Source organism: Saccharopolyspora sp. NPDC000995, assembly GCF_053599315.1.
This window is the reverse complement of sequence record NZ_JBSFLZ010000041.1, coordinates 35,329-47,130: the sequence shown is the minus strand read 5'-3', so window position 1 is coordinate 47,130 and position 11,802 is coordinate 35,329. Positions and strand designations below refer to the sequence as shown.

The 11,802-nt window shown below is 65.5% G+C and carries 12 protein-coding genes and 1 pseudogene; 8 read left to right on the top strand and 5 right to left on the bottom strand.

Translation table 11 applies throughout. The features are described from left to right. Nucleotides 1-105: 105 nt before the first annotated feature. Entirely contained in the window at nt 106-423 is a 318-nt protein-coding gene (locus ACWDKQ_RS16220) for a RidA family protein (RefSeq protein WP_450139550.1), read from the top strand. 41 nt (nt 424-464) lie between these two features. Continuing rightward, on the top strand, nt 465-734 hold the full coding sequence (locus ACWDKQ_RS16215; protein ID WP_450139549.1) for a hypothetical protein: 270 nt from the start codon (nt 465-467) through the stop codon (nt 732-734). A gap of 106 nt (nt 735-840) precedes the next feature. Here the strand turns inward: ACWDKQ_RS16215 and ACWDKQ_RS16210 are convergent. After that, nucleotides 841-1,077: pseudogene (locus ACWDKQ_RS16210) on the bottom strand (RNA polymerase subunit sigma-24); the annotation flags it as partial. A 216-nt stretch (nt 1,078-1,293) separates the two neighbouring features. Between ACWDKQ_RS16210 and ACWDKQ_RS16205 the strand changes: the two are divergent. From ACWDKQ_RS16205 to ACWDKQ_RS16190, 4 genes are all read left to right on the top strand, one after another. Further along, complete coding sequence (locus ACWDKQ_RS16205; protein ID WP_450139548.1) at nt 1,294-1,668, top strand: translation initiation factor IF-2 N-terminal domain-containing protein; 375 nt, start codon at nt 1,294-1,296, stop codon at nt 1,666-1,668. Nucleotides 1,669-1,816: 148 nt separating this feature from the next. Continuing rightward, entirely contained in the window at nt 1,817-2,215 is a 399-nt protein-coding gene (locus tag ACWDKQ_RS16200; protein WP_450139547.1) for a hypothetical protein, read from the top strand. Continuing rightward, the gene (locus tag ACWDKQ_RS16195; protein WP_450139546.1) at nt 2,212-3,360 is read left to right on the top strand and encodes a hypothetical protein; all 1,149 of its coding nucleotides are present in this window, start codon (nt 2,212-2,214) and stop codon (nt 3,358-3,360) included. Before ACWDKQ_RS16200 ends, ACWDKQ_RS16195 begins: the two co-directional genes overlap by 4 nt. A gap of 216 nt (nt 3,361-3,576) precedes the next feature. Beyond that, nucleotides 3,577-4,146, top strand: coding sequence for a manganese efflux pump MntP (locus ACWDKQ_RS16190; protein ID WP_450139545.1), 570 nt, complete (start codon nt 3,577-3,579; stop codon nt 4,144-4,146). Between the two features lie 835 nt (nt 4,147-4,981). Here ACWDKQ_RS16190 and ACWDKQ_RS16185 read toward each other — a convergent pair. Both ACWDKQ_RS16185 and ACWDKQ_RS16180 read right to left on the bottom strand, forming a co-directional pair. Then, nucleotides 4,982-5,452: a DoxX family protein gene (locus ACWDKQ_RS16185; protein ID WP_450139544.1), complete on the bottom strand. Its 471-nt coding sequence runs from the start codon at nt 5,450-5,452 to the stop codon at nt 4,982-4,984. Further along, entirely contained in the window at nt 5,449-5,793 is a 345-nt protein-coding gene (locus ACWDKQ_RS16180; RefSeq protein WP_450139543.1) for a PadR family transcriptional regulator, read from the bottom strand. The genes ACWDKQ_RS16185 and ACWDKQ_RS16180 overlap by 4 nt, the downstream gene beginning before the upstream one ends. Nucleotides 5,794-7,005: 1,212 nt before the next feature. Between ACWDKQ_RS16180 and ACWDKQ_RS16175 the strand changes: the two genes are divergently transcribed. Next, the gene (locus ACWDKQ_RS16175; RefSeq protein WP_450139542.1) at nt 7,006-8,052 is read left to right on the top strand and encodes a sulfite oxidase; all 1,047 of its coding nucleotides are present in this window, start codon (nt 7,006-7,008) and stop codon (nt 8,050-8,052) included. A 3-nt stretch (nt 8,053-8,055) separates the two neighbouring features. Here the strand turns inward: ACWDKQ_RS16175 and ACWDKQ_RS16170 are convergent, their stop codons facing one another. Next, a complete protein-coding gene (locus ACWDKQ_RS16170; RefSeq protein WP_450139541.1) occupies nt 8,056-8,268 on the bottom strand; it encodes a hypothetical protein in 213 nt (70 codons plus the stop codon). Nucleotides 8,269-9,144: 876 nt separating this feature from the next. On the opposite strand from ACWDKQ_RS16170, the gene ACWDKQ_RS16165 reads away from it, so the two are divergent. Beyond that, nucleotides 9,145-10,647, top strand: coding sequence for a sugar transferase (locus ACWDKQ_RS16165; protein ID WP_450139540.1), 1,503 nt, complete (start codon nt 9,145-9,147; stop codon nt 10,645-10,647). Nucleotides 10,648-10,661: 14 nt separating this feature from the next. On the opposite strand, the gene ACWDKQ_RS16160 is transcribed toward ACWDKQ_RS16165, so the two are convergent. After that, nucleotides 10,662-11,783 (bottom strand): glycosyltransferase, encoded by a 1,122-nt coding sequence (locus ACWDKQ_RS16160; protein ID WP_450139539.1) that lies wholly within the window; start codon nt 11,781-11,783, stop codon nt 10,662-10,664. Nucleotides 11,784-11,802 lie beyond the last annotated feature (19 nt).

Genomic DNA, 11,802 nt, shown 5'->3' with positions numbered 1-11,802 from the left:
ACCCACTGGGTGAACTGGCGCCGCAAGCACCAAGCACGATCACGATGGCACCACAAACGCACCAGACTCGCCCGCGACACCAAGATCACCCAGGTCAGCTAGCGAATGGCTGCTGCCGTACTAGGAGATGGCGTCACGGTGGCTAGGGGAGTGGCTGCCGCGAGGGTTGCTGCACTCAACCTGCTGGCACGCATTCACGAGGCAGTTGGCCTGGACAACGTCGAGCAGGTGCTGAAGCTCAACGCCTGGGTCACGAGTTCGCGAGACTTCGTCGACCAGCCGTCGGTGGTCGACGGGGCGTCGCAGCTGCTGATCGACGTTTTGAGCGACGCTGGCCGCCACGCTCGAACCGCATTGCCGGCCCATGTGCTACCCAAAGGTGCACTCGTGGAACTCGACGCCACGGTCGCCATTCGCAGCTAGCGCAGTGCGAGCAGCGTCGTTGCGCTGCCAGCTTCGGCAGTGTGGCGGGCGCTAATGGGGCGGACGCGGGATGCGGCCGGAAGGACCTGCTCGAACGCGCGGTTCGCGCCGCGATCGCTCCCGAAGCGAAGATGACTGGCCTGGTGCCTGGTCCGAAAGCCAAGCCCACCGGCCGTCTGGTGCTACAAGCGCTGGCCGGGTTGCGGCTGATTCCAGCGCACGCTGGCCAGCCTGCGATCATCCCGCAGCCCACCCTTGTCCAGGCCGGGTTGCTTGACCTGCTTGCGGTCGACCCCACACAACCACCATGATCAACCAGTCGGGCGCTTCCCCGGATGGTCCCACCCTCACTCATGTGCGAAAGACCCGGCTAGCGGGCGTCGATGTCCATGGCAGCCGCGTGGTGCACCAGTCGGTCCAGCGGAAGACGTCGCGGAGGATGGACGCGACGCGTTCGGCCGGGATCATCATCGACTCGAGTACGACGAGGAAGGCCATGTTGATCGACTCGTCGAGGGTGACCCGGTCGGCCGGGGCAACGATGCTGCCGCTGTCCTGCCTGCCCGCCTGCCCACTCCGTGGTTCGGGTAGCGGCTCGGGGAGCCAATCACCCACGTAGCGTTCCCGCCGCGAACGCGCCGAGCTGAGCAGGTTGCGCAGGCGCTCGAGGATGCCGGAGTCGGTGTCCTCCTACTACTCGGGCATTGCTTCCCAGTCGGCCATGTATCAGCAGGAGAACGTTGCCAACGTTCGCAGGGACTCGATAGCGCCATTCGGACGACACATAAGTACTCTCCTGGAGTAGCCAAGCCCCCTCCGTGAATCTGGGAACGTCCACTATCGTGTTGTGAAACGAGACGCGGTGGGGGGATGGTGAAGCGCGTGGGGCTGCGGGTCCATGAGTTGGCCAGATCTCTGAGCATGTCAACTCGCAGCGTCCTGGCGCGGTTGAACGAGCTCGGTGTGCCCGCCCGCAGCGCCTCCAGTTTTGTCGATAGCGCGACAGCGACACGCGTCAACGAGTCATTCGGCCAGTACGGCGTCGCGACCGAGGCCGGTGCTGCCACTCCGCGCCAGTCGACCTGGAACGCCATAGCGGTTAAGTCATCGACGTACCTCGACACCTTGCGGAATCCGCAGCGGCTCAAACAGGCGTTTCCCGCGGTCGAGGATCATCACGTGATTCTCGCCCGTTTCGGATTCGCAATTCCTCTACTCGGTGACTGGCCGCGTGTCAAATTTTGAAGACTGTGGTTCGGCCACTGGTTTGACTGCAACAGGAAGTGACTCATCAATTCTTCGGCAGACGCAAGCTTTTCCAGAGCCTCCGCGACGACATCCGAAATCAGCGGGTCGCCGGGTTGTTCGGGCTCAGGAAGGCGGGAAGACAAGCGTGCTCTCCGAGCTGGCGCCGCACCTCTGCGGCCCCGAAACGCTCTTCATCCTATGTGCCCTCGAAAGCCTGCCATCGCCTCCCGGCGATCCGGTACCCATTGTGCTCCAAGACCTGATCGACGATCTGCGTAGCGAGCTCCGACAGCGTGAGCTAAGCACCCAGGACTCGAGCAGGCTCGCGGGAGACGACGCGAGCTTCTCGGATTTCAAACGGGCGTTCCAGGTGACCTTGCGAAAACTGGCTCGCAGCGACATCAAAGTCGTCCTCACGCTTGACGAGATCGAGTACCACACGCCGTCGGACCGAATCGGCGTCAGTGGAAGCGACACGGCCTCGGACGCCCAGCTCCTCGGGCGCAGCCTCGACGAACCCACGCCGGTACTGCAACTAATATGACAGAACTCATCCTCTCCAGCGCACAGAACCGGGCTGCGGAGATCCGCACCCGGATTAAACGCTTCAAGCTGGTCTTCATCCAGTGCGGAGCCGCGTTCGACATTCTCCGAGATCCTCTGCTCGGTGCTCTGGGTGGAACCGTGCTCGATGCTGCGGACTTCGCGGGAGCCTCGAGTCCCGTCGAACTTCCCGCAGGTCCGGTCATCCTGGACGGCATGGAGGCATTCGCACGTGACGGCAAAGTCGGCGGTGCCACGCTCGGAGCGCTCCGCGCGAAGGTCAACGAACTCCGAGAAAACGACGCGGAGATCTGCCTGGTTTCCCGCATACCGAAGGTCTCTTTCGCTCCGGTCGCGGGCAGCAGCCTGCTTGACGACGCATCCTGGCATTGCCTCCCCTTGCTCGAACCGTACGAACGCCACGAAGAGTTACGGCACATTCCGGCGTCATCGCTTCCGTCGATCGGGCTCGATCACCAATCCGATTTGAACCTCCTCCTGCGAACGGCACTTGAAGAACTCGGAGCCAATGTCCTCACGGAGCTAGATTTCGCCGTTTTCGAAGCGAATCACGGCGCCAACTTCATCACCGAAGTTGAGGCTGGTGTCGCGGAGGCGATGCGCGGCGCCGGCCTAGCCCACATCGTCGACGACGCACTGAGGTTTAACTCATCAGTGCCGTTCTGGCAGTTCAAAAACGCCGTCGCCGACGTCATCGCCACGATCGTCGGACCTCAGGCCGATCTCCCCGCGGTCTCCGAGGGGCTCTGGCAAATTGAACGCACGATCCGGAGATTGCTGCGCGAAGCCGCCATTCGCGACGCGGGTGCACAATGGCGCAAGAACCTCTTCAACGCGACCATCGCTCAGCATGTGCTCGAACGAGCACGAAACGACGTTAACGTGACTGCGTGGAGTGTCTCCGAACTACGAGACCCCATCGAATGGCTCACCCTCGGTGAACTGCTCCAGGTCGTCGAGTCGGCGAAGTTCAAGGGCCTGTCGTGGGACAGGTTGCTGTGGCGGCGTTTTAGGCAGGACGTCATGCCGATACGCAACAGAATCTCCCACCTGCGCCTGCTGAAGAAGCGTGACCGAGCGACCATACGGATGTGGGTCAACCGTATCGCTACAACACTAAATTGAGGGTCTAGCGCGACCGCCAGTTGCTCACCCCGCCTCGCCCCGCCTCGCCCCGCTTCACCCCGCCTCTGCGCCGTCGTTGGCATCGATTGCGGATGCTTGTCCGCCACGGCACCTTGAGAGCTGGCGCATCCTGAACCGGAAGGGGAGAGCGTTCATGCGGCAGGTGGTCGCAGCTGCGCGCAAGCGGGAGCGGAGGCGTTTCATGCGGGCGGCTACATGATCGGACAGATCGCGAACCTCGTTGCGCTCGGGTTCTTCCTCGGCCTGGACAATTTCCGGACGGCAGTCCTGCTTGGGCCGCTGCGGATCAGCTGGCGCCGGATGGCGCTGGTCGCCGTCAACTTCGGGTTCTGGGACGGCGTCGCCCCCCTAGTGGGCCTGCTCCTGGGGCATTACGTCGGTGAGGCCATCGGACCGGTGGCCGACTACGTGGGCCCGATCGCGCTCGGCGCATATGGGTTGTACCTGCTGCTGCGGGCGTGGCGGCACCCGATGACCGACTCCGAGCAGGAGCTGGAGCACTCGTGGGTGCTGTTCGGTCTTCCGCTGCCGCTGAGCGTGGACAACGTGCTCGCAGGCGCCAGCCTCGGATTACTCGGGTTCTCCCCGTGGCTGCCAGCCGTGCTCTTCGGCGTCATCACCGCCGTGATGTCCTTCGTCGGGCTTGTGCTGGGCCGCACCGCCTTTCGACTGGTTCGCAGGCGACTCAACATCCGCTACGAGATCGTGACCGGCATCGCCCTCATCATCGAGGCGATCGTGCTTGGTCTCTCCGCCGGCGACTGAAGCACAGCCACCGGCTCCTCACGCTCACCTACACGAACCTTCGAAGGGAATTCCAAACACCGCTGACCCCCGTTCGTGTGGGTGTCCCTGGCCTACTTGCTGGTGTTGGTGGCATCGCTGGTTCCGATGGGGCGCGCGCCATTCCGGGCCTCTGGCCGACGCTTGGGGGCGCAAGCAGTGCTACCTAGTCCTAGTTTCTGTTAGGTCCACTCGTGCTCGTGCTCGTGCTCGTGCTCGTGCTCGTGCCCGTGCCCGTGCCCGTGTGCTGCACGATCAAGGCGTTCCTGAACTAGTGGCAGGCTTGGTGCTGACCGCGCTACCGGCCGGATTCGCGCTTGCGGCCACTGCCGGCCCATGTTGCCGGACGCGTTGACCGACCGGCAGCAGTGCCTTGCCGGGAGCCTGTTGTGCCTCGTTGCACTCGCCGTGCTGCTAGCTGTTCCCCTGACCACCGGCTGGCTCGTTCCACTGCTGGCGCTTCTCGGTCCGGGCCCGGGCGTGTTCACGCCGGCGAACAATCCCGTGATCATGAAGGTGATCACGGCGCGGACCGCTGGCACCGGTGGAGGACTGGTCAACATGGCCCGCGCCCTGGGCATCGCGATAGGTGTAGCGCTGGTCGGTCTGGAGCCTCAACGTTGGGGCGGTCGGGCCGCGTTTGGCCGTGCTCGTTCTGCTGGTCGCAGCCGCTGTGGCAACGCTGACCGCAGTCGGGGTGACCAGCGGGTCCGGCCACGACCAGCCACAATAGACATCCGACGAGGTTTGGATTTGCCAGCCGAGACATCCGGGTTCGCAGTGGGCCAGTGCGTGGGGGATGTGCGGTGACCGGCTGTCAGACGGCAGAGGTGTGCCGTGGGGCGGTCAGCCAGGCGTCCAGCGACCACGTTCCCGCGCCGACGATCAGCAGGAACACCGAGCCGAACAGCTGGCTGAGTTCGGGGCGTGCCTCGTGTATGTAGCTCCACACCCCGCCATGGGCCAGGAGGGGGAACTTGGTGAAGATCTCCGCGCCGAGCATGTCGATGATCATGGGAATGGTCGCCAGCCGGGTGAGCAGCCCGAGGATGAGCAGCACACCACAGCCGATCTCAAACACCCCGTCGAGGTAGGCGAAGAATTCCGGCGCTGGTAGTGGGGTTTCCTTGGCGAACCGGCCGGGGCCGAGTTTGTCGAGAAACAGGAATTTCTGGATCCCCTCGGACAGGAAGATGCCGCCCACGACGAGCCGGATGAGGATCGTCGCGGTCGGGGCATCAGTGCTGAGCAGTCGCGTCCACCATCCCGTGCGCACCGCAGTGGTCATGACGGCGCTCCTTCCGGGTTGTCGCGATGATCTCCGGTGTGGTTGTGGCAGTCGAGGACTTCCCGTGCCAGCTCCCGCAGCGCAGTCCGATCGGCCGCTAGCGCTTCCCGTCCCGCATCGGTCGCGCGGTAGACCCGGAGCTGACGGCCTTCCACCAGTTCGTGCTCGGACACCAACAGCCCCTCTGCTTCCAGCCGATGCAACGTGGGGTACAGGGTGCCCGGGCTTACTCGGTAACCGTGACTGGCCAGCTCGCGGGCCATCCACGCGCCATGGATCGGTTCCTCGGCCGCATGGTGCAGGATGTGCAGCCGAATCGCACCGTGCAAGAACTCCCGCACCGCGCCCCCTTGGAACAGGCCGGTCTCAGGATGGCGAACCCGATATCGGCTCCCGATACTACGAGGCGGTCGAACTGCTGTGCAGCCACCGCAGGACCCGGGCGCGTGGGAAGTGAGCCTCCCCGCTCCCAGGCCATGTCGCGTGGTGGTCATGGACCGGTCCCCCTTCCGTTCCGCGTAGATATCGGTAGTCGATATCGTCTGCCGAAATCGTAAGCGGATACAAGATCGAGGACGAGGGCATCAGGTCCTTGCTGGCCCAGAATCAGCTTGTGCACCCGACACGTTCGTCGGAACGGATGGTCGGCATACGCGAGGCATGCGAGACGTCCGCCGCACACGCCGCGGACGTCACCGCCGTTCACCAACAGCGCCCATGCCGGGTTGCTACCGGTGGTGATGCGGGGCGAAGCGTTGACGCTGGGCACGTCGCCGAGGGGACAACCTTGCGACTCCAGAGTTGGCAACGAACCCGTTTCGCCATGTACGGGTACCTGATTTCGGTTCCGCACCACTGATCAAAGCGGGTCGTTGCGCCGGGAACGTGTTGCGCGTGGCTCACCGGCGCGACCAGCGCAGCTGGCCATTCCGCCTTCCAGACTGGTTGGTTCTTCGAGGGCTTCGCTCGATCGAGCGGCCGATCTCCGACCCGTGTGCGCGTTGACCACAGCAACGGTTTGCAACGCCCGACCACCCGTTCTCCTCGCCCTTCCAAGAACGGCATACTGGCTTTTCGCCCCGGCGATCCGCGAGCGGAACAAAAGCAGCGTGCAGCCGAAGGCGATGACGTGAGGCTGAAGGCCCAGGACCGAGATTCCGTGGTCTCACCGCGAAACTGGTTCGCACCCACGCAAGATAGGTGCTTTCGTTGGTCAGATGCTCACGTTTCTAGCGAACGATTCGCCCCAATGCGTGTTTCGATGGGATGTTGAGATTTTTCCGCCGACTGGTTTGGCGTGGCTCGGTGCGCGCTGCGCGCGGCGTGAGCATCTGCAGTCGGGGACCCATCGTTTGCGAAACTTTTCGCCAGGTTCCATGCTGAGTATTGGCTGAATGATCTTGTTCCTGCTGCAACGCGCGGCCTAGCAGTAAGAAGGTGACATGATGGGACGCCGGCATACGGCCAGTAATCAGTCGATATCTGAGTGGGCCGCAGCGCCAGCCACTCCGCCGACTGACCGCAAGGTCGTCAAACCGACACCGTCGGAACTGATGGAGGACACCGGCACGGGGGCGGACTACGGCACCCGGCCGGATCGGATACCGGGCTTCCTCGTGCCCAACGATCGGTTCTACATCCGCAGCCACGCGCCCACTCCTCGAGTGGACGCGGCGAGCTGGACACTTCGTATCGAGGGCAGTGGCGTACGCCAACCGGTCAGCTTCACTTATGACGAGCTGTGCGAGCGGTTCCCGTTGGTTTCCGTGATCCGCACGATCGAGTGTGCGGGAAACCGACGGGTTCTTCTCGGTGACGAGTACGGCCGCACGTTCGAGGGCACTCCGTGGGGGCGCGGTGCGATCGGCACAGCGGAGTGGACGGGTGTCCGGCTTCGGGACCTGCTGGAATCGGCCGCTCTCACGTCCGGCGCACGGGAGGTCATGCCCGAGTCGCTGGACGACATCCGGTTCCGGCGACCGTTGCCGTTGGCCAAGGCGACATCCGACGACACCGTGGTCGCGTTGGCCATGAACGGCGAGCCTCTCCCGGCTGATCACGGCTTTCCGGCCCGCGTGGTGGTGTCTGGGTGGCTCGGCGCGGCCAGCGTCAAATGGCTCTCCCGCATCGAAGTCTCCGAACAACGCCTCTACTCGCCGTGGAACACCGAGGACTACGTGCTGATCGGCTCCGACTTCCCGGCTGAGGGACCCGCGCGTGGACCGGCGATCACGACCGTTCCAGTCGCTGCGCTGGTGGAGTTGCCGTGGCCTGCACGGTTGCGGCCGGTACCACAGATGATCCGGGGACGTGCGTTCGCCGGCGAGAACGCGATCGCCGCGGTTGAGTACCGCATCGACGACGGTCCCTGGCAGCCCGCGCGGCTGAACGGCCCCGAGGTGCCGGGTGCGTGGGTTCGTTGGCAGTTCGCCTGGACTCCGCGACCCGGCGAACACACGCTTCGGGTGCGGGCCACCGATGACCACGGCACCGCCCAACCGGATGCTTCGGCGTATAACGAACTTGGATACCTCCAGCACTCCGTGCTCCCGCATCCTCTTCTCGTCGAGGCGGTTCCCACGCCGCGGACAGCCCCCTGAACCTCAGCAGGGGAAGCTCGGGCCCAACCGGTCCACAGTGTACTCGCCGAAAATCCGCTCCGGGGAGCCCGTCAACTCCTCGTCCCAGCAGTGCCCTGTCGTCCGCCGCCAGCGGGAGAAGTCGCCCGCGATCAGCTCGGCCCGTACCGCCAACTCGTGTTCGACTGCCGCTGCCCCGCGCCTAGCGTTGCGATACCAGGGACCCTCAAGATCCACGCATCACCTTTCCGGATCCGTACCGGCATAGGAAACCTACGTGCGGCGCACGTCACGGAGCCCTGCTGGCAGTGACGCTGCCCGTTAGTTCCAAAAAACCTGACCACAAGGTCGTGCGCAGCGGTGAATGGCAGTCGAATCCAGCGACGGGCCGCCCGAATCACCCACGGCAGCACCGACGATGGACTCCGAAATCACCCACCTCCTTTTTGGTCTCGGACAGGCTGGTGGCGTTCGTTGGCCGGTATTCTCATTGGCCCACCTTCGTTCGGGTGTTTTGGCTGGCCGAGCGACCCTGCTGGTTAATTTCGGCGCGGGGTTGGGGCTGTTTGGGAAGGTGCGGGTGTGAAGCGAACGGACCGTTCGTGTCGTCTATCTAGGTGAGCAGGCCGTCCACCACACACCAACAGCCCCGGGCTCACATCGGATGAACGCCGGCGAACGGGCCGTTCGTGTCGTCGTCTACCGAGGCGAACAGGCCGTCCACCGCACACCGGTTGGCGAGGCAGAACCGGAGCACTCCCGCGGTGAAACCAGCCCCTCGCGGAATTAACCAGCAGGGGCCCGAGCGCGAGTGATCCAGGGCCGCCGGTGGTGTCGCTGGTTCCGCCCGTCCACACAGGGTCAGAATTTACCCGTCGGCGGCAGGTTCTAGAGCGCTCCTGCCGGGACTGTCGAGAAGGACTGGCAGGCCGACCGCGGTTGCCAGACGAGCCCGAGCCCCGGCTGAACGCAACCCAGCGAGAAGCCTTTCCAATGCCCACGGTCGTTCACCTATCGTCCGCGAACGTGTAACGGATTCGTGATTGCCCCGATAGCTCTGACGTCCGATCGCCTACGCCGTGCGGACGTTTCTGCCAACTGGAGAGGGGTCCGATGCGCGCACCGATGTCATTGCCGGACGGGGTGGGGTCGGCGGGATTCGGCCGGGGTCCGCGGTTGAACGCGCCAGCGCCTCCGGACCATCCGCTCCCCGCACTGCCTGCGATGGTGTGGGAACGGCGGTACCGATTCGCGGTGATCGGCAGCGACGCCGTTGCGACGGCGATGGCTTCGGCAGCGGGAGGGGTCTGGGTGGCCTGGCTGGACATCGCGGTGCTGCCTCCGATGGTGTTGGCGTTGCTCACCGCGGTGGCCGTGTTGTGGGCCCTGGTCGGTTCCTGGAACATCAGGGTCCTGGGGCAAGGCCACGAGGAGTACCGGCGGCTGGGGCGAGGGATCTTCTCCGCTGGCGTCGTCCTGGCGGTCGCAGGGCTTGCGGTGCCGCCGCTGGAGGTGCGGCCGTGGGTTTTCGGTGTCTTACCGTTGCTTGCGCTTCTGGTGCTCGCGCAGCGGTACTTGCTGCGCCGCTACCTGCACAGCGCCCGCAGCGACGGCAGGTGCCTGCTACCGGTGATCGCTGCGGGCAGTAGGCACACGCTGCGCGACCTCATCGCGCGCACCCGCCAGCAACCGCACGTCGGATGGCAGATCCAAGCGCTGTGCCTCCGTCCCGAAACCGGCGAGGTGCTGGCCAGCGACGTGGATGGCGTTCCGGTGATCGGTGATGTCGAGGAGCTCGCGGAGCACGTCCGGCGCGGCGGGTACCGGGTGGTCGCCATAACCGCCGACGCCTACTGGACTCCGCGCCGCTTGCAGGAATTGGCGTGGAAGATCGAGGACACCTCCGCCGAGATGGTCGTTGCCCCGGTGCTGATGGAGGTGGCCGGTCCCCGGCTGCACGTGTCGTCGGTGCTGGGAATGCCGATGCTGAAGGTCAGCGAACCCTCCTTCACCGGTGGTCGCCGAGTCGTGAAGGCTCTCGCCGACTGGGTGAGCGCGCTGCTCCTGCTGGGCCTGGCCGGGCCGGCGATGCTGTTGATCGCCCTCGTCGTGAAGTTGTCCGATGGTGGACCGGTGATCTACCGGCAGCGCCGGACCGGACGAGGCGGCACCACGTTCACGATGCTGAAGTTCCGCACGATGGTGGTGGGCGCGGACGCGATGCGAACCGCGTTGCGCCCGGCCAACGATGCGGAAGGTCCGTTGTTCAAACTGCGCCGCGACCCGAGGGTGACCAAGGTCGGTGCTCTGCTGCGCCGGTACTCGCTCGACGAGCTGCCGCAGCTGTTCAACGTCCTCGCCGGGCACATGTCGCTGGTCGGCCCGAGGCCGCCACTGCCGGAGGAGAGCGAGACCTACGACTACGAGGTGGGGCGCCGCTTGCTGGTCAAGCCGGGGCTCACCGGGCTGTGGCAGGTCAGTGGTCGCAGCGACCTGTCGTGGGCCGAAAGCGTCCGGCTCGACCTGCGGTACGTGGAGAACTGGTCGCTGGCGATGGATGCCGTGATCCTCTGGAAGACCGTGCGCGCGGTGCTGACCAAGCAGGGCGCGTACTGACGGCCGTTGACTCGTCAGCGGCGGCGGGCGACGTCGGTTGCGATCGTGGCGATGTCGTCGTGGTAGCGCTGCGGTGAGAACACCTCCTGGGCGTGCTGGCGAGCCTGCGCTGCGGTGTCGAGAGTTCCTTGCCATTGGGCAAGCGCATCGCTGATCGCTTCGGCGAGGGCGTCGGGGTCGTCGGCGGGCACGACGCGGCCGTAGCGTCCCTGCGCGACGGTTTCCGGCAAGCCCTGCACATCGGTCACGATCACCGGGGTTCCGGCCAGCTGCGCCTCCACGGCGGTGTTGCCGAAAGGCTCGAACCGCGACGGGACCAGCGCGATGTCGGCGTCCCGGTAGGCGTCCCAGACGTCCGCGCGGAAACCGCGGATGGTGACCACCTCGGCCAGGTCGTGACGCCGCACGAGGTCCGCCAGTTGTCGCTCGTACCAGTCGTAGCCGGTGAACGCGGACCCCAATAGTTCGAGGACGACGTCGTGGCCATCGGCGCGCAAGCGGGCGATCGCACGTACCGCGACGTCGGTGCCCTTGCGCGGTGACAGTCGACCGACGAGCACGATCCGGACCGGATCGGGTTGCTGGCCGCCACGGGACGCGGCCTGCGCCGGCCCGGCAACACCGTTGTAGACCAAGCGGATCCGGTGACGCAGCCGAGGCAGCGGTCGCGTGATCACCCGAGCCGTGGCCTCGCTGTTCACCACCACCGAGGTAGCGCATAGCAGGGGAGCGGCGAGCGCGGTCCTGACCAGGCGTGGTGCGCTGTCCTCAGCCTCGTGCACGTGGGCGATCACCGATCGCCGGGTCGAGCGGGCGAGCAGGAGCCACAGCGGCACGGTCACGGTATTGACGTACACGACGTCGGGGCTGGTCCTCCGCAGCAAACGCAAAGTCGGTGCCACTGCCCGCAGGCTTTCCAGCAGCAGCCGCAGGAACCCGGCTGGGCGCAACGCCGACTTCCGCAGCACCGGGGTCGGGCACAGGACCACGTCCGCGCCTTGGTCGCGCAGTCGGTCGGCGAGCGGCCCCCGCTCCGGCAGCGCGACCACCACCCGCCAGCCCGCCTCGGTCAACGCGATGACCGATTCCAGGAATATGCGGTCGGATCCGTACAGCTCGGCACCGGGATGGACCATGAGAGCGGTTCGTCGGGCC

What these genes read in the sequence shown, in the direction of transcription:
- ACWDKQ_RS16185 (WP_450139544.1), bottom strand. Translation starts at nt 5,452, where the DNA reads ATGACCACTGCGGTGCGCACGGGATGGTGGACGCGACTGCTCAGCACT.
- ACWDKQ_RS16160 (WP_450139539.1), bottom strand. Translation starts at nt 11,783, where the DNA reads ATGGTCCATCCCGGTGCCGAGCTGTACGGATCCGACCGCATATTCCTG.
- ACWDKQ_RS16190 (WP_450139545.1), top strand. Translation starts at nt 3,577, where the DNA reads ATGATCGGACAGATCGCGAACCTCGTTGCGCTCGGGTTCTTCCTCGGC.
- ACWDKQ_RS16175 (WP_450139542.1), top strand. Translation starts at nt 7,006, where the DNA reads ATGGAGGACACCGGCACGGGGGCGGACTACGGCACCCGGCCGGATCGG.
- ACWDKQ_RS16220 (WP_450139550.1), top strand. Translation starts at nt 106, where the DNA reads ATGGCTGCTGCCGTACTAGGAGATGGCGTCACGGTGGCTAGGGGAGTG.
- ACWDKQ_RS16165 (WP_450139540.1), top strand. Translation starts at nt 9,145, where the DNA reads ATGCGCGCACCGATGTCATTGCCGGACGGGGTGGGGTCGGCGGGATTC.
- ACWDKQ_RS16195 (WP_450139546.1), top strand. Translation starts at nt 2,212, where the DNA reads ATGACAGAACTCATCCTCTCCAGCGCACAGAACCGGGCTGCGGAGATC.
- ACWDKQ_RS16205 (WP_450139548.1), top strand. Translation starts at nt 1,294, where the DNA reads ATGGTGAAGCGCGTGGGGCTGCGGGTCCATGAGTTGGCCAGATCTCTG.